The sequence below is a fragment of the Goodfellowiella coeruleoviolacea genome (genome assembly GCF_024171785.1).
GTDB classification, from domain to species: Bacteria; Actinomycetota; Actinomycetes; order Mycobacteriales; family Pseudonocardiaceae; genus Goodfellowiella; species Goodfellowiella coeruleoviolacea.
Map to the genome: position 1 here is coordinate 438,259 of NZ_JAMTCK010000004.1, position 22,493 is coordinate 460,751.

Genomic DNA, 22,493 nt, shown 5'->3' on the forward strand with positions numbered 1-22,493 from the left:
GTGCCGGCGGTCATCGCGGCACCGCGGGCAGCCGGGTGGACCGGAGCACCTCGGCGACGGTCTCGGCGGCGGCCAGCGGGTCGAGCGGGTGCACGAGCACCGCGTCCGCCATCGACCAGGTGGCCAGCCACCGGTCGTCCCGGCGGCGCACCGCCACCACGATCGGGGGGCACCCGTCGATCTCGTGCTTGAGCTGGCGGGACAGCCCCATGCCGCCGGTGGGCTGGGCCTCGCCGTCCAGGATGGCCAGGTCGACGGCGCCGTTGTCGATCTGGTAGATCACCTCGGCGGTGGTGTCCGCCTCCAGGTAGCTGACCCGGTCCAGATCCGGGGCGGGGCGCCGGCCGACGGCGGTGATGATCGCCTCACGCACCTCGGGTCGGTGGCTGAACACCAGGATCTTCGTGGTCTGCGGCTGCGTGCCCATCAGCTGACCCTCCGCGCTCTTCGGATCTGGTCAGCCGATGCTATCCGGCTTGGCCAGCCCTGGCTGCATCGCGTCCCACCCAGCTGAATCCCCACCCAGCCGCTGGGCCAGACCGGCCATCCTGGACCGCTCCTGGGCGCAGCTCAGCGCGTCCAGCCGCTGCACCCGCAGCGCGTGCACCCGCACCAGCCCGGCGCCACCGGCCCCCGCCGCGTCCGGCGCCGCCGGTGCCGGGCTGGCCGGTTCTGGTTCCGCCGGTGCCGGGGCGGTCGGTGCCGGAGCGGTCGGTTCTGGGGCGGGTCCCCCGGCCGGGCGCAGCTGCCACCCGTCCGGGGCGAGCAGGTCGCGGGCCCGGTCCACGGCGGACGCCGGCAGCAGCAGGTGGTGGCGCAGCACCGCCGGCTGGTCGGCCACCCAGCGGGGGGACCGGGCCAGCACCGCCGAGTCCGCCTCGGCCGCGTCGAACGCCTCGGCCACCACCACCAGACCGGGCGTGTCCACGGTCAACTCCGGTCGGCGTGACCGGCGCCCCCTGCGCAACCACCGCGAGAAATCCATGCCCGGTTCTTACCGCGCGGGCCGGCGCGCGCGAGCGCCGGAGCACGACCCGATCGGCTGGCGATCCGGCGCCGCGATCGGCGCATCGCGTGTGGTCTGCGCTGATGTGACCCAGTTGACGTTGGCGACCCGCCGCCGACCCGAACGGGCAAGCGGAAAACCTGCAAGCAATAATGCGTCGCGTGACAACGGCAGCGCCCTCAATCGGCCAACGCGTGCACTCGCTGAACCGCCCGAACATGGTCAGCGTTGGCACGATCGTGTGGCTGTCCAGCGAACTGATGTTCTTTGCGGGGCTCTTCGCCATGTTCTTCACGGTGAAGGCCCAGAACGCCGCACCGGAATGGCCGCCGCACCCCGCGGAACTCAACGTCGCGTACGCGCTGCCGTTCACGGTGATCCTCGTCGCGTCCTCGTTCACCTGCCAGTGGGGTGTGTTCGCAGCTGAGCGCGGTGACGTGTTCGGACTCCGGCGGTGGTACCTGCTGACCCTGGTGCTCGGCGCGATCTTCGTGGCCGGGCAGGCCGGCGAGTACTACACGCTGGTGACCGAGCACGAGACGACGATCTCGTCCTCGGCCTACGGCACGGTCTTCTTCATGACCACCGGCTTCCACGGCCTGCACGTGATCGGCGGCCTGATCGCCTTCGTCTTCCTGCTCATCCGCACCAAGCTGAGCAAGTTCACCCCGGCCCAGGCCACCTCGGCGATCGTCGTGTCCTACTACTGGCACTTCGTCGACATCGTGTGGATCGGGCTGTTCGCCTGCATCTACCTGATCCCCTGACGCTCGCCCGAGCCCGAACTGACAGCAAGGGTTGCCGCACTCATGACCACGACAAAGGAACGGACCCGCCGGCGCACCAAACTGCGGCGGCGGATCTCCGGCCTGCTCGCCCTCGGCGTCGCGCTCGTCGGCGCCGGCGCGATGTACGTCGCGCTGACCCCGACGCCGCAGACCGCACAGGCGGCGGAGGATCCCGCGCTGGTGCGCCAGGGCGAGCAGATCTACAACAACACCTGCATCACCTGCCACGGCGCCAACCTGGAGGGGGTCCAGGACCGCGGCCCCAGCCTGATCGGCGTTGGCGACGCGGCCGTGTACTTCCAGGTCTCCAGCGGGCGCATGCCGATGGTGCGCCAGGAGGCGCAGGCCGAGCGCAAGCCGGCCAAGCTGACCACCGAGGAGATCGACGCGCTTGGCGCGTTCATCCAGTCGCACGGCGGCGGCCCGGAGCGGCCGGCCGAGCAGGGTGCGGCGCTGGTCGGCAGCAACCCGGCGCGCGGCGGTGAGCTGTTCCGGCTCAACTGCTCGTCCTGCCACAACTTCACCGGGCGTGGCGGCGCCCTGTCCTCCGGCAAGTTCGCGCCGACGCTGGACGGGGTGACCGAGGACCAGCTGTACACGGCGATGCTGACCGGTCCGCAGAACATGCCGAAGTTCTCCGACCGGCAGCTCACGCCGGAGGAGAAGAAGGACATCATCGCCTACATCAAGTCGGTGACCGACGAGAACAACAACCCAGGCGGCGCCTCGCTCGGCGGCCTCGGTCCGGTGTCCGAGGGCTTCATCGCCTGGATCGTGGGAATCGCGGCCCTGATCGGCGCGACCCTGTGGATCGGAGCCAAGGCATGAGCGGCGAGCAGCGTCAGGACCTGCCCAGCGAGGCAGAGCTCGCGGAGATGAATCGGGACGAGCTGGTTCGGCTCGGCGCCAAGCTGGACGGCGTGGAGATCGTCCACTACGAGGACCGCTGGCCGGTCAAGGGCACCAGGGCGGAGCGCCGCGCCGCGCGGCAGATCACCCTGTGGTTCGCGCTGTCCGCGCTCGCCGGCCTGGCCTTCCTCGGGGTCTTCCTGTTCTGGCCGTGGCGCTACGTGGCACCCGGCACCGAGGGGTACTGGCCGTACGCGCTGTACAACCCGCTGATCGGGTTGACCCTGGGGCTGGCCGTGCTGTTCCTCGGCATCGGCGCGGTGAACTACACCAAGAAGTTCATCCCCGAGGAGCTGTCCGTGCAGGAGCGCCACGACGGCGGCTCCAGCGAGCTGGACAAGCAGACGCTGCTGGCGCAGCTGGCCGACGCGGGTGTGCGCAGCGGCATCGGCCGCCGGTCGCTGATCCGGCGCACCGCCGGGCTGGGCGCGGGCATCTTCGGCCTGGCCACGCTGGCCGTGCCGCTGGGCGGCATGATCCGCAACCCGTGGAAGGACAGCACCACCAAGGACTCGCTGTGGCACAGCTCGTGGCTGCCGGAGAACGGCGAGAAGGTCTACCTGCGCCGGCACACCGGTGACGCGCACGAGGTCGTGCTGATCCGGCCGGAGGACATGGACGCGGGCGGCTTCGAGACCGTGTTCCCGTTCCGCGAGTCCGAGCGGGACGACCCGGAGAAGCTGGCCGCCGCGCTCAAGCGGTCGGACGCGCCGGTCATGCTGATCCGGCTGCGGCCCAACCAGCAGGTGGTCAAGCGGGCCGGCCAGGAGGACTTCAACTACGGCGACTTCTACGCCTACTCCAAGGTCTGCACCCACCTGGGCTGCCCGACCTCCCTGTACGAGCAGCAGACGGGCCGCCTGCTGTGCCCGTGCCACCAGTCGCAGTTCGACGTGTTCCACTACGCCAAGCCGCTGTTCGGCCCGGCGACGCGGGCGCTGCCGCAGCTTCCGATCACGGTGGACGAGGACGGATACTTCGTTGCTCGCGGTGACTTCATCGAGGCCGTGGGTCCGGCGTTCTGGGAGCGTAAGTCATGAGTTCGATCACCACGCCCACCCGGGGCGAGGGGACCGCGGCGAGGGTGGCCGGCGGTGCCGCCAAGTGGGCCGACGACCGGTTCCACCCGGCCTCGGGCGTGCGCAGGCAGCTGAACAAGGTCTTCCCGACGCACTGGTCGTTCCTGCTCGGTGAGATCGCCCTCTACAGCTTCATCGTGCTGCTGCTGTCCGGCATCTACCTGACGCTGTTCTTCGACCCCTCCATGCAGGAGGTGCAGTACCAGGGCTCGTTCAACAACCTGCGGGGCATCGAGATGTCCCGGGCGTTCGAGAGCACCCTGCAGATCACCTTCGAGGTGCGCGGCGGCCTGTTCGTGCGCCAGGTGCACCACTGGTCGGCGCTGCTGTTCATGGGCTCGATCGTGGTGCACATGCTCCGGATCTTCTTCACCGGAGCGTTCCGGCGCCCGCGCGAGACCAACTGGGTGATCGGCGTGCTGCTGTTCGCGCTGGGCACCATCGAGGGCTTCTTCGGCTACTCGCTGCCGGACGACCTGCTCTCCGGCACCGGTCTGCGGATCATGTCCGGTCTGATCATGTCGATCCCGGTGATCGGCACCTGGGCGCACTACCTGCTGTTCGGCAGCGAGTTCCCGGGCACCGAGATCATCCCGAGGCTGTACACGCTGCACATCCTGCTGATCCCGGGCATCATCCTGGCGCTGGTCGCGGTGCACCTTGGCCTGGTCTGGTACCAGAAGCACACCCAGTTCCCGGGGGTGGGCCGCAAGGAGACCAACGTCGTCGGCGTGCGCATCATGCCGGTGTTCGCGGTCAAGAGCGGCGCGTTCTTCGCCCTGACCACGGCGGCCTGCGCGATCATGGGCGGCATCTTCCAGATCAACCCGATCTGGAACTTCGGCCCGTACAACGCCTCGCAGGTGTCCGCCGGCTCGCAGCCCGACTGGTACATGGGCTGGACCGACGGCCTGATCCGGTTGTGGCCGGCCTGGGAGACCTACCTGGGCAACTACACGATCCCGGCGCCGTTCATCCCGTTCATGGCCGGGCTGCCGCTGCTGATCGGGCTGGCCGCGGTGTACCCGTGGATCGAGCGCAGGCTCACCAAGGACTACGCCCACCACAACCTGCTGCAGCGGCCCCGGGACGTGCCGGTGCGCACCAGCATCGGCGCGATGTCCATCACCTACTTCATGGTGCTGCTCATCTCCGGTGGCAACGACATCTTCGCGGACAAGTTCGACATCTCGCTGAACGCGATGACCTGGGCCGGCCGGATCGGCATGCTGATCCTGCCGCCGATCGCCTACTACGTCACCTACCGGATCTGCATCGGCCTGCAGCGGGCCGACCGGGAGGTGCTGGAGCACGGCATCGAGACCGGCATCATCAAGCGGCTGCCGCACGGTGAGTTCATCGAGGTGCACCAGCCGCTGGGCCCGGTCGACGACCACGGCCACCCGATCGCCCTGCCCTACCAGGGCGCTCCCGTGCCCAAGCGGATGAACAAGCTGGGCACCTCCGGCCACCCGGTGCCGGGCAGCTTCCTGCGGCCCGACCCGCGCGACGAGACCACGGCCCTGGCCAGGGCCAGGGCGGCGCACGGCACCCAGGCCGACGCGCTGACCGCGGAGGAGCGTCCGGAGCTGACCGAGGCCGGCGAGGAGCACGCCGCGGCCAAGTCCGGGCACTGACCGGTCGAGTGTCCTGATCGGACGATTCACCCGAGGGCCCCGAACCAGTGCGGTTCGGGGCCCTCGTGGCATCTCAGCCGAGGCGAGGGGGACTGTCCGCAGTGGACAAGTCGACAGTGGACAAGTCGACAGTGGACGAACCAGCTGGGGGCGAACCGGCTGGGGACGGGCCGGCGGTGGACCCGCGCGTGGTCGAGCGGATCGACCGGGCGTGGCAGCGGATCGAGACCTGGCTGGCCGCGCACGCGCCGGCCACCGCGGCCACCCTGGCGCCGCCGGCCACAGTGGACTCGATCGCCGCGGCGGAGCAGGCCGTGGGCGTGGCGTTCCCGGCCGAACTGGTGGCCTCGCTGCTGCGGCACAACGGCGCGGAGTCGACCTCGACCGTGTCGGCCTTCACGCTGCCCACCATCTACGAGCCGATGTCGGTGGACCGGATCGTGGCCGCGTGGCGGCTGCGCTGCCGCATCGACGACGGTGCTCGGGCCGGTGACGGCGACGGCTTCGCGGACGGCTGGTGGTGGCACCGCCGGTACGTGCCGTTCGCCGAGGACGGGCGCGGCGACTACCAGTTCTTCGACCAGCGCGACGGCGCGGGCAGCCGCATCGGCGAGGCGGCGCGCGTGGACGGCGTGAACTTCGCGGGCCAGCCGGCCGGCCTGGCCGACCTGCTGGAGCGCACCGCCACCGCGCTGGAGACCGGCGAGCCGTTCAACGGCACGTGGCGGCCGGTCGTCACCGACGCGGGCGAGCTGGACTGGACGTGGGAGTGAGCCGGGAGCGGGAACTGGCCGCTCAGGCGTCGTTGTCCAGGCCGATGGCGAACGCGGCCTCGGTGTCGCGGCGGGAGTAGGAGCGGAACGCGATGTGCGTGTCGGTGTCCAGCACACCGGGCACCTTGCTGATCCGGCCGGGCACCAGCGCGGCCAGGTCCTCGTGCGCGGCCACCCGCACGACGGCGATCAGGTCGACGTCACCCGCGCAGGAGTAGACCTCGGTGACGCCCTCGATGTCGGCGATCGCCTGCGCGGTCTCGGGCAGGCTGTCCGTGTTGGCCTGGATCAGCACGATCGCCGTGATCACGATGTCCTCCTCGACTCGACTGGCCGCACCGCGGTGACGGGGCCGCCCAGATCCTAATCTCGGTGCACCGGTCCGGCGCTGGCCGCCTGGCTGGCCCAGGCCCGCCACCGGCCGGCCGCCGTGGCCGGTTCCGCCCAGGGCTCATCGCAGCGCACCAGCCGGGTGCCCGGCTGGGTGAGCCAGCGCAGCAGCAGCGCGGTTTCCTCGGGTGGGGCGCCGCGCAGCGGGCCGGGGCCGGGCAGCACGGTCTCGGCCGAGGCCACCAGCGCGTCCACCACCGGCATGGGGGGCACGCCCCGCCGGGCCACGCCGGCCGAGGCGAGCCGGCCGTGCCGGATCACCGCGAACTCCCAGCCGCCCCGCCCGTCCGGCCGGGCGGCCACCAGTTCCGCCAGCGCGGCCAGCCCGGCCAGCCGCTGCGCCCGGTCCAGCGCGCGGACCAGCTCCACCAGCCGGTCCCGGCGCACGGCCGCCTCCTCGAACCGCTCGGCCCCGGCCAGCTCGGACAGCTGGTCGACCAGCAGCGGCAGGGCCCGGCCGCGCTGGCCGGCGACCAGTTCGCGCAGTGCCGTCACGGCCGGCGCGTACTGCTCGGGGGTCTGCCGGCCGGCGCACGGCGCGCCGCACCGGTCCAGCTCGGCCAGGGCGCACGGGCTGGCCGAGGGGTTGCGGGCCGGGATGCGCACGGTGCAGCGGCGCAGCGGGCCGGCGTCCAGCTGCACGCCGTCCAGCAGCGCGTCGGCCACCAGTTCCGCGCCGCGCCTGGACCGGAACGGCCCGAACGCGCCGTCGCGGGCCCGGCGCACCACCGACAGCCGGGGGAACGCCTCGTCGGTCAGGGCCAGCCACCAGCCGGGCTGGGCGTTCGTGGAGCGCCGGTTGTAGGCGGGGCGGTGCGCGGCGAGCAGGCGCAGCTCGCGCACCTCGGCCTCCAGGGCGTGCGCGCAGGTCACCCAGTCGACCCGGACGGCCAGCCCGACCATCTCCCTGATCCGCCGCCGGCCCTCGCTGGCGGTGAAGTACTGGCGCACGCGGCGGCGCAGGTCCGAGGCGGTGCCCACGTAGAGGACCTCCTCGTTGGGGCCGCGGAACAGGTACACGCCCGGCTGGTTGGGCAGGGGCGCGGCCAGTTCGCGCTTGCGGCGCTGGGCCGCGGTGACCTCGGGCAGGTAGCCGAGCAGTTCCTCCACCGAGTGCACGCCCAGCGGCCCCAGCCGCTCGAACAGCCCGTGCAGCACGTCGGTGGTGGCGCGGGCGTCGTCCAGTGCCCGGTGGGTGGGCTGGATGCGGGTCTGGAACAGTTCGGCCAGCGCGGACAGCCGGCAGCTGGGCGTCTCCTCGCGGGTGAGCACGCGTCGGGCCAGCCGGACCGTGCAGACCACGGTGGGCCGGGGCCAGCGGTAGCCGTGCCGCTCGCAGGCCGCGCGCAGGAAGCCCATGTCGAAGGCGGCGTTGTGGGCGACGAGCACGGCACCGGCGGCGAACTCCAGGAACGCGGGCAGCACGGTCTCGATCCGCGGTGCCGAGCTGACCATCGCCTCGGTGATGCCGGTGAGTTCGACGATGGCCGGTGGGATGCCCCGACCCGGGTCGACGAGGGTGCCGAACTCGCCGAGCACCTCGCCGCCGCGCACCTTGACCGCGCCGATCTCGGTGATGGCGTCCTCGTCCGGCCGGCTGCCCGTGGTCTCCAGGTCCACCACCACGAAGGTGGTGTGCCGCAGCGGGCTGCCCAGCTCGTCGAAGCTGAGCTGGGTGGCGGCCGGGCCGGGGCCTCTGGCCGAGGGGATCCCGGGCGGATCCCCGGGACCGGGACCGGCGTGCCACGGCACGGCGGCGCCACTGCCACTGCCACTGCCGCTGTGGCCGTTGCCGCCGGGTGCGGGCGGCGTGCCGGTCGCCGTGGTCACCGGGTCCGGGGCGGGGGTGCTGGATGTCGTGGTCGGCATGACTGGCACGCTAAGCGCCACCCCTGACGTTTCCGCCCACCGCACCCGGCTCGACCCGCGCCGCGCCGCGCACCTGCTGGTCGGGCGGGCGGTCGGCGGTGCTCAGCTGAGCGGCGTGGCGGTTGAGTGGTTAGTCCCGACGAGGTAGGGCCACTAGCCTGGTGGGGTGTCACCCTCACCACAGCCGGCCGGACAGGGTTCGCCAGCTCCTGCCCCCGAGTCATCCACAGTGGATGATTCGGTCGACGCCGCCGTCGGTGAGGTGGACACGCCGCCCGAGGCGGAGGAGGGCGAACTCCGCGAGCCCGAGGTGGACTGGACCGCGCTGCCCGAACCGGTGCGGGGCCGGCTGGCCGAGCTGGCGGCCGAGGCGGTCGGCGGGATGGCCAGGGTGGACGTGCCCCAGCAGCTGCGGCCGGTGGCCAGGTTCGCGCCGGCCAAGCGGGCCCGGCTGGGTGGGCCGGTGCTGGTGGGGGCGCTGCGCGAGGTGGCGCCGTTCCGCCGGGCGGTGGTGGAGTGGACCCGCAGGCACCGGGCCGCCGCGCTGGACCTGAGCACACCGGACGTGGTGTCCGCGGCGGCGGCGGCCATCCTGCTCGGCGAGGAGGCCGCGCCCCACTACGTGGAACTGGTGGCCAGGCGGGTGGCGGACGCGGCGCTGCGGGCCGACCGGGACGCCGCCGTGGCCAGGGCCGAGCGCGCGCAGGCCGAAGTGGACCGGTTGCGCGCCGAACTGGAGGCCAGCAACGGCGCGGTGGAGCGGGTGCGCGCCGAACGCGAGGCGGAACTGGAGCGGCTGCGCAAACGCCTGCGCGAGCAGGGGGTGCGGCTGCGCGAGGCCAAGGACGCGGCGGCCTCGGCCAGGGCGGAGATCGAACGCGCCCAGGCCGAGGCGCGGGCCCGGGTGGAGGCGCTGGTCGCGGAGCGCGACGCGGCCGTGGCGCGGGCCGAGGCCGAGCGGGCCAGGGCCCAGCGCGCCGAGGCCGACGCCGAGGTGGCCAGGCAGTCCGCGCGGGAGGCCAGGCAGGCCGACGAGGTGCGGCTGGCCCTGCTGGTGGAGACCCTGGACGGCGCGGTCACCGGGCTGCGGCGGGAACTCGCCCTGGGCGGCAGCGGGCCCCGGCCGGCCGACCTGGTGCGCGGCGCGACCGCGGCGCAGGGCGCGGTGGGCCGGGTGGAGGACCCGGCCGCGCTGGACCGGCTGCTGGCCCTGCCCGCGGTGCACGTGATCGTGGACGGCTACAACGTGACCAAGACCGGCTATCCCGAGCTGCCCCTGTCCGACCAGCGGGACCGGCTGGTGCACCAGTTGGCGGTGCTGGCCGCGCGCACCGGCGCCGAGGTGACGGTGGCCTTCGACGGCGCCGGCGTGGTGGCGGTGCCCTCGGCCGCGCCGCGCGGGGTGCGGGTGCTGTTCAGCGCGCCCGGGGTGCTGGCCGACGACGTGATCAGGGCGCTGGTCACGGCCGAGCCCGAGGGGCGGCCGGTGGTGGTGGTGACCTCGGACCGGGCCGTGGCCGACTCGGTGCGCCGGCGCGGCGCCCACCCGGTGCCGTCCGCGGTGCTGCTGGCCCGCCTGGGCCGGGTCTGATCCCGGCGTTGCGCCGCACGACGAGGGTCGCCGCCGGATCGGCGAACCCGGGCCGGCCCGGTGGGGTGACCACTCCACCGGGGTTGTTGCGGTGTTGATCATCACAGCGCGTGGTGCCGCTCCTCCTACCAGGGGCAGGGCGTAGCTCGAACGGATCTTTCCATCCCCGTGGTAGACGAAAGTGCTCACCTTTCGTAATCTTGCCGAGATCTTGTGGCGGGCAGTCGCCTGATGGGGGCGACTCCGCGAGATCACCGCCGAGTCGGCCCGTCGGGGGAGCCGAACCGGGCAGCCACGGTGTCAGGGCCGAACAGGCGAGCCGCGCGGCAGCGGTCCGGCGTCGCCGGACCGCTGGTGGCCCGGGGCACCGCTGGGACCCCGCGGCACCGCTGGGGCACTGCCCGGTGGGCGGTCGGGACAAGTTAAGGAGACACGCGCGACGTGGCGTCGCAACGACTCAAGCGTTCCCTGCGCGCGGCCATCGCCGCCTCGGCCGTGGTCGCGGTCGTGGGCCTGGGCCAGCCCTCGGCCAGCGCCGCTCCCGACTCACCGGACACCGCGTCCGAGGCGCTGGACAGGTACAACGAGCTGAGTTCCCAGGCCGAGGCCCTGGCGCAGGAACTGCTCCAGGCCGAGGACGACCTCGCGGCCAAGCAGGCCGAACTGGACAGGGCCAACGCCGACCTGACCGCGGCCAGCAACGCCGAGCAGGCCGCCATCGACGCGGAGAACGCGGCCAAGGCCGACCAGGAGCGGTTCCGCGGCAAGGTGGACAAGCTGGCCGAGGCCTCCTACGAGGGCGCCCGGTTCAACCAGTTGGCGGCCTTCCTGGTCAGCGACTCGCAGCAGGACTTCCTGAACCGGATGTCCGCGCTGGGCGTGCTGGCCGAGGACAACAAGAGGTCCATGGACCAGCTCGCCGGCGCGGTCGACCGGGCCGACGAGGCCAGGCGCTCCGCCGAGGCCGCCCGCGAGCAGGCGGAGGGCGCCAAGCAGCGGGCCCAGCAGGCCACCGACGAGGCCACCCGCCTGCGCGACCAGGTCAACCAGCGCAAGATCGACCGGGACAAGCAGGCCAGCACGGCCAAGGAGCAGTACAACCGGCTCAGCGCCCAGGAGAAGAGCAAGCTGCAGAACGACGGGGTGGACAGGGCGGCCTCGGCCAGCTACACCCCGCCCGCCGGCACCGCCGGCTCCGCCGCCGGCGCGGTCACCTTCGCCCTGCAGCAGATCGGCGACATGTACGAGTGGGGCGCGACCGGCCCGAACCGGTGGGACTGCTCCGGGCTGACCCAGGGCGCCTACCGCAGCGCCGGGGTGAGCCTGCCCCGCACCAGCCGGGCGCAGGCCGGGGTGGGCAAGAGCGTGGCGCGCAGCCAGGTCAGGGCCGGTGACCTGATCTTCTACGGCAGCCCCATCCACCACGTGGCCCTGGCCATCGACAACAACCGGGTGGTGCACGCGCCCACCGACGGCGTGCCGGTGAAGATCGCCAACATCGACGCGATCGGCTCGCCCAGCGCGATCCGGCGCGTCGAGGGCTGAGCCGGGCCGCCCGGCCGCACGCGGACAGCCGGCCGTCCGGGGCGGTGTTCACACCCGTTCCGCCGCCCCGGACGCGCCGCCCACCCCGGGTGTGCGCACTGCGCCCGCCGGCCCGACCACGGCTGGACCAGGGTGAACCAGCACCACCTGACCTGGTGGCATTCCGGTGGTGATCATCACATCCCGGAGTCGTCCCTACTCCGATCGTGGGTAGCGACTAGCACGGGCTCGTTTTGTTGTCCCGGTGGTAGACGAGAGGGCTCACCTTTCGTAATCTTGCCGAGATTTCGTGGCGGGCAGTCGCCTGATGGGGGCGACTCCGCGAGATCACCGCCGAGTCGGCCCGTCGGGGGAGCCGAACCGGGCACACCAGGGCGCAGAGCCGGCCGCACACTTCACGAGAAGCAAGTCCCCCAGTGGTGGGACCCGTGCTGCCTTCTTCCTCACGCCGTGGACCACTGCCCGGTGGGCGGTCGCGACAACGAAGGAGACACGCGCGACGTGGCGTCGCAACGACTCAAGCGCTCCATGCGCGGAGCCCTCGCCGCCTCCGCTGTGGTCGCAGCGGTTGGCCTCACCCAGACTCCGGCGAACGCCGATCCCGACACATCGGGGACGGCCTCCGAGGCCCTGCAGAAGTACAACGACCTGAGCCGCGAGGCCGAGAAGGTCGCCCAGGACCTGGAACAGGCCAAGGAGGACCTCAAGGCCAAGCAGGCCGATCTCGACAAGGCCAACGCCGACCTGAACGCGGCCACCGAGGCGGAGAACGCGGCCAAGGCCGACGAGGAGCAGTTCCGCGGCCAGGTCGACAAGCTGGCCGCCGCCTCCTTCGAGGGTGCCCGGTTCAACCAGCTGTCCGCGTTCCTGGTCAGCGACTCCCAGCAGGACTTCCTGAACCGGATGTCCGCGCTGGGCGTGCTGGCCGCGGACAACAAGGAGGCGCTGGACCAGCTCAGCGGCGCGGTCGACCGGGCCGACGAGGCCAGGCGCGCGGCCGAGGACGCCCGCAACCGGGCCCAGGAGGCCACCGACTCGGCGGCCAAGCTGGTCAACGAGATCAGCCAGCGCAAGGACGAGCTGGACAAGCAGTCCAAGGAAGCCAACGACCAGTACAAGAAGCTGAGCGGCGCGGAGAAGGAGTCGCTCAACGACTTAGGTGACGCCTCCGGCATCTCGCTGCCGCCCGGCGCGGTCAACAAGGCCGTCAGCTTCGCCCTCGACCAGCTCGGCGACAAGTACGTCTACGGCGCCACCGGCCCGGACCGGTGGGACTGCTCCAGCCTCACCCAGGCGGCGTGGCGGAACGGCGGCGTGTCCCTGCCCCGCACCAGCCGCGCCCAGTCCGGCGTCGGCAAGAGCGTGTCGCGCAGCCAGGTCCAGGCCGGCGACCTGATCTTCTACTACAGCCCGGTCAGCCACGTGGCCCTGGCCATCGACAACACCCGCGCCGTGCACGCGCCCACCGAGGGCGTGCCGGTGAAGATCGCCAACATCGACAGCATCGGCCCGATCACCGGCATCCGCCGGGTCGGCGGCTGAGCCGGCCGGAAACCACGCGGGTGGATTCGGGGCGGTGCCGGAACACCTCGGCGCCGCCCCGACGACTGTCCGGCGTTATGGTTGGTCAAGTGCGTCGTACCCTGTTGCTGACCAACGACTTCCCCCCTCGGCCCGGCGGCATCCAGTCCTACCTGCACGCGCTGGCCACCCAGCTGCCAGCCGACGACCTGGTGGTCTACGCCCCGTCCTGGCAGGCCAGCTCAGGGTCGCACCCCGAGTTCGACGCCGCCCAGCCGTTCCCGGTGATCCGCCACCCCGGCACCCTGATGCTGCCCGGTCCCGAGGTGCTGCGCCGCGCCAGGGAGATCGTGCGGGCGGAGCGGTGCGAGGCGGTGTGGTTCGGTGCCGCCGCCCCGCTGGCCCTGCTCGCCCCCAGCCTGCGCCGGGCCGGCGTGCACCGGGTGGTCGCGTCCACGCACGGCCACGAGGTCGGCTGGTCCATGCTGCCCGGCGCCCGCCAGGCCCTGCGCCGCATCGGGTCCACTGTGGACGTGGTGACCTTCGTCAGCCGCTACACCCGCTCCCGGGTGGCCGCCGCGTTCGGCCCCATGGCCGCGCTGGAACACCTGCCGTCCGGAGTGGACACCACGGTGTTCCGGCCCGACCCGGTGGCCGGCAAGCAGATCCGCGCCCGCTACGGCCTGGCCGACCGGCCGGTCGTGGTGTGCGTGTCCCGGCTGGTGCCGCGCAAGGGCCAGGACATGCTGATCCGCGCGCTGCCGCTGATCCGCGCGACCGTGCCGGACGCGGCCCTGCTGCTGGTCGGCGGCGGCCCGTACCGGAACACCCTGCACCGCCTGGCCGCCTCCTGCGGGGTGGCCGACCACGTGGTGATCACCGGCTCGGTGCCGTGGGCGGAGCTGCCCGCGCACTACGCGGCCGGCGACGTGTTCGCCATGCCCTGCCGCACCCGGGGCCGCGGCCTGGACGTGGAGGGCCTGGGCATCGTCTACCTGGAGGCCTCCGCCACCGGACTGCCCGTCATCGCCGGCAACTCCGGTGGCGCCCCGGAGACCGTCCGCAACGGCGTCACCGGCAACGTGGTGGACGGCCGCGACCTGACCGCCGTCGTCAAGGCGGTCACCGCCCCGCTGGCCGACCCCAACCTGGCCAGGCGGATGGGCCAGGCCGGCCGCGCGTGGGTGCGCGAGCAGTGGCGGTGGAGCGACATGGCCGCGCGCCTGGCCGGCTTCCTCGACGGCTGAACCGGCCGACCCGCCGGGCCGCCACGCCGCGGCTGCGGGGTGGGGCCGGCCGGGTCCGCCGGTGCCGGCCTACCAGGCGTAGGCCTCGGGGGCGGGGCCAGGACCGGGGAAGATCTCGTCCAGGCGGGCCAGCTCGTCCGGGCCCAACCGGACGTCCAGAGCGCGCAGCGAGTGGTCGAGGTGCTCGACGGTGCGCGGACCGATGATCGGCCCGGTCACCCCGTCCTGGTGCAGCAGCCAGGCCAGGGCGACGGTGGCCGGGTGCTCGCCGAGTTCGTCGCAGAACGCCTCGTAGGCCCGCACCCGGTCCACGCCGAGCGCGGCCAGCCGCCTGGCGGTGATGTCGGACCCGGTCGCGCGGCGGTGGGTCTTGCGCAGGAAGCCGCCGAGGATGCCGCCGTGCAGCGGGGACCAGGGGATGACGCCGAGGCCGTAGTCGCGGGCCGAGGGCAGCACCTCCAGTTCGGCGCTGCGCTCGGCCAGGTTGTACAGGTGCTGTTCGCTGACCAGGCCGAGGGTGTGCCGGCGCCGGGCGGCCTCGCTGGCCTGGGCGATGTGCCAGCCGGCGAAGTTGGACGAGCCGACGTAGAGGATCTTGCCCTGGGCCACCAGGGTGTCCATGGCCTGCCAGAACTCGTCCCACGGGGTGTGCCGGTCCACGTGGTGGGCCTGGTAGACGTCGAGGTGGTCGGTGCGCAGCCGGCGCAGCGAGCCCTCCACCTGCTGGCGGATGTGCCGCGCGGACAGGCCGCTGGTGTTGGGGCCCTCGCCCATGGGCTCGTACACCTTCGTGGCCAGCACGATGTTGTCGCGCTGGCCGGAGCTGGCCAGCCAACGGCCCACGATCTGCTCGGTCCAGCCCTCGCCGAGCTTCCAGCCGTAGATGTTGGCGGTGTCGAAGAAGTTCAGGCCGTGCTCCACGGCCCGGTCCATGATCGCGTGGCTGTCGGCCTCGGTGGTGTCCGGGCCGAAGTTCATGGTGCCCAGCACCAGTCGGGAAACCTGCAGACCGGTGCGGCCGAGGTGGGTGTACTGCATGTGGGCGACGCTAAACTTGGACACCAGTGTCAAGGTCCAGTGACGACCGCCGTGGGGTGGACCACATGCGCATCGGGGAGCTGGCTCGCCGCACGTCGGTGAGCACCCGGCTGCTGCGCTACTACGAGAAGCAGGGCCTGCTGGTGTCCACGCGCCGGTCCAACGGCTACCGCGAGTACGCCGAGGACGCGCCGATGATCGTCGAGCAGATCCGGGGCCTGCTCGCCGCCGGGCTGACCACCGACGTGATCCGCGAGCTGCTGCCGTGCGCCGAGGGCAGGGGGCCCCGGCTCAACTCCTGCCCGGACCTGGTGGCCACGCTGCAGCAGGCACTGCGCGGCATGCAGGACCGGATCGACCACCTCACCCGCAACCGGGACGCGCTGCTGCGGTTCCTGGACGCGGCCGGCGCCGAGCCGGCGCGCACGCCGAGCCGGTAGGCGGCGCCTACGCGGTCAGGGCGTACAGCACCTGTTTGAGGTCCGGGTCGGTGTTCTCCCGGTCGGCCGGCCAGACCAGGCGCAGGCACAGCTCGGGCGGGGACTCGTGCAGGGGCAGCCGCACCAGCCGGCCGGCGGCCAGGTCCTCGGCCACGGTGAACTCGGGCAGCAGGGCCAGGCCCAGCCCCTCGGCGGCCCACGCGCGCATGGTGGCCAGGCTGCGCAGTGGCACCAGGTCGGTGGGAGCGGCCACCAGGTGGTGCAGGGCCAGGAAGAACGAGCAGCCGGGCTCGGTGACCAGCAGCCGCTGCGCGGCCACCCGGGCCGCGGTGAGCACGCCCAGGGCGCGTGCCGGGTGGCCGGGGGCGGCCACCAGGGCCAGCGGGACCGTGTCCAGGTCCACGAAGGCCAGCCGCGCGGCGGACAGCGGTGATCGCCCTGGCGGTGGGGTGAACCCGAGGCCGCCCAGCACCGGGCCGAGGTCCAGCAGCAGCACCGCGTCCAGCTCGCCCTCGGCCAGCCCGGCCAGCAGCGCGGTCCTGGGCATGGTGTCGACCTGGACGGCCAGCTCGGGGCGGCGCTGGGCCAGGGTGGCCAGCACACCGGGGAGGTGGCTGGCGGCCAGCGTCTCCAGCGTGCCGACCCGCACCCGCCGGGGCTGGCCGGCCACGGCCCGGCGGGCCTGCTCGGCCTGGGCGAGCAGCGACCGGGCGTGCGGCAGCAGGGCCTGCCCCTGGTCGGACAGGCGCATGCCGGTCGGGGTGCGGTGGAACAGCTCGGCGTGCAGGGACCGCTCCAGCGCGCGCACCTGTTCGGACAGCGAGGACGGCGCGAGGTCGAGTTCGGTGGCGGCGGCGGTGATCGTTCCGGTCCGCGCCACGGCGAGAAAGGCGGCCAGTTGGCGGAGTTCCACGCTGCCCCATCCGTTCCTCTGTCCCGGGGATACCGCATTCTAGCTGCGGTTTCGGTTTTTCCGAACGGGGTGTGCGGCACCGTTGGTTGAGCAGTGGGTCGGGGTGGTTCCACAGTGGAGCGGCAGAGTTCCACTCAGGAGAGACGGCCTTCCGGATGAGACTGACCAAACTGGGACACGCGTGTGTCCGACTGGAACTGGACCGCACCACCCTGGTGATCGACCCGGGCGAGTTCAGCGGCCCGGACGCGCTGGCCGGGGCGGACGTGGTGCTGGTCACCCACGAGCACTTCGACCACCTGGACCGGGCCGCGCTGCTCGCGGCGGCGCGGGCCAACACCGACCTGGTGGTGGTGACCAACCGGGCGGTCGCCGGCCAGCTGGGGGAGTTGGGCGAGCGGGTGCTGGTGCTGGCGCACGGGGACAGCGTCGAGGTCGGCGGGGTGCTGGTGCGCGGCCACGGCGAGTGGCACGCGCCGACCCACCTGCCGCCGGACCCGGTCAACGTGGGGTTCTTCGTCGCCGACGAGGTGTTCTACCCCGGTGACGCGCTGACCGTGCCGGACCGGCCGGTGGGCACGCTGCTGGCGCCGACGCTGGCGCCGTGGCTGAAGTCGGTGGAGCTGCTCGACTACGTCCGGCGGGTGCGGCCGACCCGGCTGTACTCGACGCACGACGGCATGGCCAACGAGCTGGGCCTGATCGTGGTGGACAACGTGGTGCGGGCGGCGCGCGGCGAGGGCGGTGGCGACTACCGGCGGATTCCCCCCGGGGAGTCGGTGGAGATCGGCTGAGGCGGGCCGCGTCAGCGGGTGGTGAAGACCCCGGCGGTGGCGGCGGCGAGGGTGGCCAGGGCGGCCTGGTCGGCCAGGTCGGCGCTGATCGGCTCACGGGTGAGGAACAGCCGGTAGTACAGGGGCGCGGCGAGCGCGCGCAGCAGGGCGTCGGCGTCGGTGTGCTCGGGCAGCTCGCCCCGGTCGATGGCGCGGTGCACGAGGGGGGTGGCCTGGGCGAGCCGGCCGCGCAGGAACCGGCCGAGGGCGGCGGCGGCCTGGTCGGAGCGCAGCGCGGCGGTGATCAGCGCGGTGGGGCGGGCACCGTGGTCGGGGTCGGTGAAGCCGGTGGCGATCTGCTGGGCGAGCGCGCGCAGGTCGCTGGCGAGACCGCCGGTGTCGGGAACCTGCCACGGCTGCTCGGCCGCCTGGTCCAGCGCGTCGCTGACCAGACCGTCCACAGTGGACCAGCGGCGGTACAGGGTGGCCTTGTGCACGCCGGAGCGGGCCGCCACCGCCTCCACGGTCAGGTCGTCGTAGCCGCGCCGCACCAGTTCGTCCAGGGTGGCCTCGATGACGGCGGCGCGGGTGCGCGCGGTCCGGCCGCCGGGTCGCACGCTGCCGTGCGGTGGGTGCGGGTCGCTGCTCGCTGCGGACAAAGTCGACTCCAGTCGCATTTGCGTTCGGCGGATGGGTGTGCCAGAGTCGATGCTAATGCGACTCCAGTTGCATGAGTATCCCCGGAGGAGTGCCATGGCTGACATCCCCAACCCCGCGACCCTGCACCCGCTGGCCGGCCAGGAGCGGGTGGTGCTGCTCAAGCCGCTGGTCACCGATCCGCGGATCGAGGTCGGCGAGTACACCTACTTCGACGACCCGGACGGGGCCACCGAGTTCGAGCGGCGCAACGTGCTCTACGCCTACGGGCCGGAGCGGCTGGTGATCGGCAAGTACTGCGCGATCGCCACCGGCACCCGGTTCCTCATGGCCGGCGCCAACCACCCGACGATGGGCGTGTCCACGTTCCCGTTCACCATGTTCGGCGGCCAGTGGGCCGAGCGCACCCTCGACCTGGTGCGGGGCATGCCCAGCCGGGGCGACACCGTGGTCGGCCACGACGTGTGGTTCGGCCACGGGTGCACGATCATGCCGGGCGTCACCATCGGCCACGGCGCGATCATCGCCACCGGCAGCGTGGTCACCGCCGACGTGCCGCCGTACACCATCGTGGGCGGCAACCCGGCCAGGCCGATCCGGCGCCGCTTCGCCGACGAGGACGTGGACCGGCTGCTGCGCGCGGCGTGGTGGGACTGGCCGGTGGCCGTGGTCACCGAGCACCTGCGCACGATCATGGCCGGCACGCCCGCCGAGATCGAGCGCGTGGCCGACCAGCTGCGCGCGGCCTGAGCGGGGTCAGGGCCCCGGCTCAGGTCTCGAAGAGCAGTTCGCGCAGGGTGGTGGCCTCGGGCATGCCGGCCTGGGCGAAGAGGGCCAGGGCGTCGCGCCAGGCCGCGCGCGCCTCGGCCCGGCGGCCCAGCGCGTCCAGGGCCAGGCCGAACACGTGCAGGGCCCGCGCCTCGCCGGGGCGGTGGCCGGTCTGCCGGTGGATGGCCACGGCCGTCCTGGCCGACTCGACCGCCTCGGCGGGGCTGCCCAGGTCGAGGTGGGCGGCGGCCAGTTCCGCGTGCGCCGAGCCCTCGGTGATGCGCATGCCGGCGGACCGGGTGATCAGCAGCACCTGCCGGCACAGCTCGGGCACCTCGTCCGGGCGGCCAGCGGCCAGCCTGGTCCTGGCCAGGCCGAGCAGGGTCCACGCCTCGGCCAGCCGGAAGTGGATCCGCCGGGCGGTGGCCAGGGCCCGCCGGTACTGCTCGTCGGCGTGGCCGTGCTCGCCCAGCCGCAGGTGCGCCTCGGCCAGGGCGAGCCGCACCGTGGTGGTGATCTGCTGGTCGCCGCCGTCGGCCAGCTCGGCCTCGGCCTTGCGGGCGTGCTCGATCGCCTCGGTGTAGCGGCCCACCTCCAGGTACACCCAGGCGATGCCCTCCAGCACCTGCGCGGTGGTCTCCCGGTAGCCCAGCTCCTGGCTGATCCGCAGCGCCCGGGTGTGGTGCTCCAGCGCCCGGTCCAGTTCCCCGCGCAGCCGCAGGGTCATGCCGATGCTGTTGTGGCTGCCCGCCTGGCTGGCCCGGAACCCGTGCGCGGCGCTGGTGCGCAGGGCCTCGTCGAGCAGGTCAAGCGCCTCGGTCAGCTCACCGGTGTGCGCGGCCAGCAGACCCAGGTTGAGCAGCACGGTGGCCTCGCCGCCGTCGGTGGGCCCGCCGGCCCGCTTGGCGTCCAGGCACCGGGTGAAGTGCTCCTTGGCCTCGGCCAGGTTGCCCAGTTCCAGGTAGACGATGCCGAGGTTGTTGTGGATGCCGGCCTCGGCGTCGGTGTTGTGCAGCAGCCGGTACAGCCGCAGGCTGTGGTTGTAGTGCTCCAGCGAGGTCTGGTAGTCGCCGAGCGTCCAGTGCAGGGTGCCCAGGTTCTGGTGCATGGCCGCCTCGGCCAGCTGGTGGCCCTTGGCGTGCGCGGCGTGCAGGCCGAGCCGGGCGGTGGTCAGCCACTCGGTCACGTGCTTGCCCAGCCACAGGTAGCCGCGCATGGCGTCGGCCAGCTGCCAGGCCGCCGCGGCCGGTCCGGAGTGGGCGGTGTGCTGGATGGCCGCGGTGAGGTTGGCCCGCTCGGTGTCCAGCCAGTGCAGCGCCTGCTGGTGGCCGCTGATCGTGGGCAGCCGCACCGGCGCGGCCCGGCGCGCCGGGGGCAGCCGCTGCATGTCCGGGTAGAGCACCTCGGCGCAGCGCTCCACGGTCCGCAGGTAGAAGTCGAGCAGCCGCACCCGCGCGGCCTCCCGGTCCTCGGCGCTGGACTCGGCGGCCAGCCGCTCGGCCGCGAACGAGCGCAGCAGGTCGTGGAACTGGAACCGGCCCGGCTCCACCTCGCGGACCAGGCTGGCCGCGACCAGCCGGGCCAGCTGCCGCTCGGTCTCGGCCAGCGGCGCCTCGGCCAGGTTGGCCGCGGCGTACGCGGTGAAGTCCGGCCCGGGCACCAGGCTGAGCAGCAGGAACAGTCGGCGTGACGCGGCGGGCAGGGCCGCGTAGGCCTGGGCGACGGTGGCGGTCACCCCGCCGAGCCGGCCCTGGGCGCGCAGCGCGCCGCGGTAGCCGGCCAGGGTGTCGCCGGCGGCGCCGGCCAGGTGGGCCGCGGCGATCCGCAGCGCCAGCGGCAGGTGCGCGCACAGCTCGGCCAACTCGGCCAGCTCGGTCCGGTCCAGCGCGGCGGACCGTCCGTTGAGGACACCGGAGAGCAGGGCCACCGACTCGTCGGCGGCCAGCGCGGTGAGCGCCACCCGGCGGGCCCCGTTCATCGCGGTCAGGCCGCGCAGGTCGTCGCGGCTGGTGACCAGCACCGGACAGCTGGGATCGCCCGGCAGCAGCGGCCGGACCTGGTCCGGCGCGGCCGCGTTGTCCAGCACCAGCAGCAGCCGCCGGCCGGACAGCAGCGAGCGGAACATGGTGCTCTGCTCGTCGGTGTCCAGCGGGATCTGCTCGGCGGCCACGCCCAGCGCGCGCAGGAACCGGGCCAGCACGTCCACCGAGGACGGTGCCGGGCCGGGCGCGTAGCCGCGCAGGTCCACGTAGAGCTGCCCGTCCGGGAACCGGTCGCGCAGCAGGTGGGCCACGTGCACGGCGAGCGCGGTCTTGCCAACGCCCGGTGGCCCGGACAGGGTGACGATCGGCACGGCCGTGCTCGGCTCGCGCGGCGCCACCAGCTCGGTGATCCGCTCGACCAGGTCGGCGCGGCCGACGAAGTCGGCGATGTCGGCGGGCAGCTGGGCGGGCACCTCGGCGCTGGGCTGGCTCACGCTGACCGGCTCGGCCGGCGGCGGCCCGGCCAGGTCCGGGTCGCCGAGCAGGATCGCCTGGTGCAGCGCGCGCAGCTCGGCGCTGGGCGGCGTGCCCAGCTGCTCGTCCAGCAGCCGGTTGACCTGCCGGAACGCGTCCAGCGCCTCGGCTTGGCGGCTGGACCGGTACAACGCCAGCATCAGCTGGCCCCAGAACCGCTCGCGCAGCGGGTACTCGCCGGTCAGCGCGCGCAGCTCGCTCACCAGGAACGCGTGCCGGCCCATCACCAGCTCCACGTCGATGCGCTGTTCGAGCACGCGCAGCCGCTGCTCGGTCAGCCGAGGCACCTCCTCGCGGTGCAGCAGCTCGCTGGGCACGTCGGCCAGGGCGGGGCCGCGCCACAGGTCCAGCGCCTCGGTGTAGGTGGCGGCGGCCTCCACCAGGTTGCCGGCGGTCCGCGCCCGCTCGGCGCGCGCGGCCAGGTCGGTGAACAGGAACACGTCGACGCGCTCGGTGGGCACCTGGATCTGGTAGCCGTCGGCGACCGTGCGGATGATCGCCGGGTCGCCCAGGGTCTGCCGCAGCCGCATCACGTAGGTCTGCAGGGTGCCCCTGGTCCGGGCCGGCGGCGCGCCCTCCCACAGCCGCTCGACCAGTTCGTCCACGCCCACGGTCCGGTTGGCGCGCAACAGCAGCGAGGCGAGCAGCACCCGGTGCTTGCCGGCGCGCACCGGGGTGGCCCGCTGCCCGACCCACACCTCCAGCGGCCCGAGAAGCCGGAACTCCGGACTCGAACCCATGCGCGTCCCCTTGCCTCGTCCTCGCCGTGCCGAACACCGCCACCCTGGGTGCTGGGGCCGCGTCGCCGACCACGCCCGGGCGCGAAAGGTCGGGTCCACCCTATTCGCGCCCAGAGCGCAAGTGTGACCGCCGCGTCAGCGATACGACAGCGGGCTGAGGCAATCTGGAAAAGTCCTGAACGGGGGGGCAGGACTCGTACTACTCGGGTCTAACGGACACCGGTCTGACAGGCCTGTGAGCACTGGGGGTCGGATGGCCCGCACCGCGCGCCGGTGCGGGCCATCCGTCTGTG

At 73.2% G+C, this 22,493-nt stretch carries 20 protein-coding genes; 12 read left to right on the plus strand and 8 right to left on the minus strand.

The features are described 5' to 3' along the window. Positions 1-10: 10 nt before the first annotated feature. Positions 11-427, minus strand: a complete 417-nt coding sequence (locus LX83_RS10805) for a hypothetical protein (protein WP_253769913.1) — start codon at positions 425-427, stop codon at positions 11-13. 30 nt (positions 428-457) lie between these two features. Next, positions 458-985, minus strand: a complete 528-nt coding sequence (locus LX83_RS10810; protein ID WP_253769915.1) for a hypothetical protein — start codon at positions 983-985, stop codon at positions 458-460. Between the two features lie 173 nt (positions 986-1,158). On the opposite strand from LX83_RS10810, the gene ctaE reads away from it, so the two are divergent. The 5 genes from ctaE (at position 1,159) to LX83_RS10835 (ending at position 6,192) form a co-directional block, all read left to right on the plus strand. After that, the gene (ctaE, locus tag LX83_RS10815) at positions 1,159-1,773 is read left to right on the plus strand and encodes an aa3-type cytochrome oxidase subunit III (protein ID WP_253769917.1); all 615 of its coding nucleotides are present in this window, start codon (positions 1,159-1,161) and stop codon (positions 1,771-1,773) included. A 42-nt stretch (positions 1,774-1,815) separates the two neighbouring features. Further along, complete coding sequence (qcrC, locus tag LX83_RS10820) at positions 1,816-2,622, plus strand: cytochrome bc1 complex diheme cytochrome c subunit (RefSeq protein ID WP_253769919.1); 807 nt, start codon at positions 1,816-1,818, stop codon at positions 2,620-2,622. Further along, positions 2,619-3,743, plus strand: coding sequence for a cytochrome bc1 complex Rieske iron-sulfur subunit (qcrA, locus tag LX83_RS10825; RefSeq protein ID WP_253769921.1), 1,125 nt, complete (start codon positions 2,619-2,621; stop codon positions 3,741-3,743). Before qcrC ends, qcrA begins: the two co-directional genes overlap by 4 nt. Continuing rightward, entirely contained in the window at positions 3,740-5,419 is a 1,680-nt protein-coding gene (gene qcrB, locus LX83_RS10830; protein ID WP_253769923.1) for a cytochrome bc1 complex cytochrome b subunit, read from the plus strand. Before qcrA ends, qcrB begins: the two co-directional genes overlap by 4 nt. Before the next feature lie 101 nt (positions 5,420-5,520). Next, positions 5,521-6,192, plus strand: coding sequence for an SMI1/KNR4 family protein (locus LX83_RS10835; RefSeq protein ID WP_253769924.1), 672 nt, complete (start codon positions 5,521-5,523; stop codon positions 6,190-6,192). Positions 6,193-6,214: 22 nt separating this feature from the next. On the opposite strand, the gene LX83_RS10840 is transcribed toward LX83_RS10835, so the two are convergent. Together LX83_RS10840 and LX83_RS10845 are read right to left on the minus strand one after the other, a co-directional pair. Next, entirely contained in the window at positions 6,215-6,502 is a 288-nt protein-coding gene (locus LX83_RS10840; RefSeq protein WP_253769926.1) for an Lrp/AsnC family transcriptional regulator, read from the minus strand. A gap of 53 nt (positions 6,503-6,555) precedes the next feature. Continuing rightward, positions 6,556-8,451 carry a DEDD exonuclease domain-containing protein gene (locus tag LX83_RS10845; RefSeq protein WP_253769928.1) on the minus strand — a complete coding sequence of 632 codons (1,896 nt, stop codon included), beginning with the start codon at positions 8,449-8,451 and terminating at the stop codon, positions 6,556-6,558. A 229-nt stretch (positions 8,452-8,680) separates the two neighbouring features. Here LX83_RS10845 and LX83_RS10850 point away from each other — a divergent pair, with 229 nt between their 5' ends. The 4 genes from LX83_RS10850 to LX83_RS10865 all read left to right on the plus strand — a co-directional run bounded on the left by LX83_RS10850 (position 8,681) and on the right by LX83_RS10865 (position 14,355). Beyond that, a complete protein-coding gene (locus tag LX83_RS10850; protein ID WP_407649519.1) occupies positions 8,681-10,042 on the plus strand; it encodes an NYN domain-containing protein in 1,362 nt (453 codons plus the stop codon). Positions 10,043-10,483: 441 nt separating this feature from the next. Continuing rightward, positions 10,484-11,587 carry a C40 family peptidase gene (locus LX83_RS10855; RefSeq protein WP_253769930.1) on the plus strand — a complete coding sequence of 368 codons (1,104 nt, stop codon included), beginning with the start codon at positions 10,484-10,486 and terminating at the stop codon, positions 11,585-11,587. A 501-nt stretch (positions 11,588-12,088) separates the two neighbouring features. Next, positions 12,089-13,129, plus strand: a complete 1,041-nt coding sequence (locus LX83_RS10860) for a C40 family peptidase (protein WP_253769932.1) — start codon at positions 12,089-12,091, stop codon at positions 13,127-13,129. An 89-nt stretch (positions 13,130-13,218) separates the two neighbouring features. Then, positions 13,219-14,355, plus strand: coding sequence for a glycosyltransferase family 4 protein (locus LX83_RS10865; protein ID WP_253769934.1), 1,137 nt, complete (start codon positions 13,219-13,221; stop codon positions 14,353-14,355). A 69-nt stretch (positions 14,356-14,424) separates the two neighbouring features. Here LX83_RS10865 and LX83_RS10870 read toward each other — a convergent pair whose 3' ends face one another. Continuing rightward, positions 14,425-15,393, minus strand: coding sequence for an aldo/keto reductase (locus LX83_RS10870; RefSeq protein WP_253769935.1), 969 nt, complete (start codon positions 15,391-15,393; stop codon positions 14,425-14,427). 65 nt (positions 15,394-15,458) lie between these two features. On the opposite strand from LX83_RS10870, the gene LX83_RS10875 reads away from it, so the two are divergent. Then, positions 15,459-15,833, plus strand: coding sequence for a MerR family transcriptional regulator (locus LX83_RS10875; protein ID WP_253769937.1), 375 nt, complete (start codon positions 15,459-15,461; stop codon positions 15,831-15,833). A 7-nt stretch (positions 15,834-15,840) separates the two neighbouring features. Here the strand turns inward: LX83_RS10875 and LX83_RS10880 are convergent, their stop codons facing one another. Beyond that, complete coding sequence (locus LX83_RS10880; protein ID WP_253769939.1) at positions 15,841-16,746, minus strand: LysR family transcriptional regulator; 906 nt, start codon at positions 16,744-16,746, stop codon at positions 15,841-15,843. A 155-nt stretch (positions 16,747-16,901) separates the two neighbouring features. Between LX83_RS10880 and LX83_RS10885 the strand changes: the two genes are divergently transcribed. Then, positions 16,902-17,540 carry an MBL fold metallo-hydrolase gene (locus LX83_RS10885; RefSeq protein WP_253769941.1) on the plus strand — a complete coding sequence of 213 codons (639 nt, stop codon included), beginning with the start codon at positions 16,902-16,904 and terminating at the stop codon, positions 17,538-17,540. An 11-nt stretch (positions 17,541-17,551) separates the two neighbouring features. On the opposite strand, the gene LX83_RS10890 is transcribed toward LX83_RS10885, so the two are convergent. After that, complete coding sequence (locus tag LX83_RS10890) at positions 17,552-18,178, minus strand: TetR/AcrR family transcriptional regulator (RefSeq protein ID WP_253769944.1); 627 nt, start codon at positions 18,176-18,178, stop codon at positions 17,552-17,554. 94 nt (positions 18,179-18,272) lie between these two features. Here LX83_RS10890 and LX83_RS10895 point away from each other — a divergent pair, with 94 nt between their 5' ends. Beyond that, positions 18,273-18,926: a CatB-related O-acetyltransferase gene (locus tag LX83_RS10895; RefSeq protein WP_253769946.1), complete on the plus strand. Its 654-nt coding sequence runs from the start codon at positions 18,273-18,275 to the stop codon at positions 18,924-18,926. A 19-nt stretch (positions 18,927-18,945) separates the two neighbouring features. On the opposite strand, the gene LX83_RS10900 is transcribed toward LX83_RS10895, so the two are convergent. After that, positions 18,946-22,200: an AfsR/SARP family transcriptional regulator gene (locus tag LX83_RS10900; RefSeq protein WP_253769948.1), complete on the minus strand. Its 3,255-nt coding sequence runs from the start codon at positions 22,198-22,200 to the stop codon at positions 18,946-18,948. Positions 22,201-22,493 lie beyond the last annotated feature (293 nt).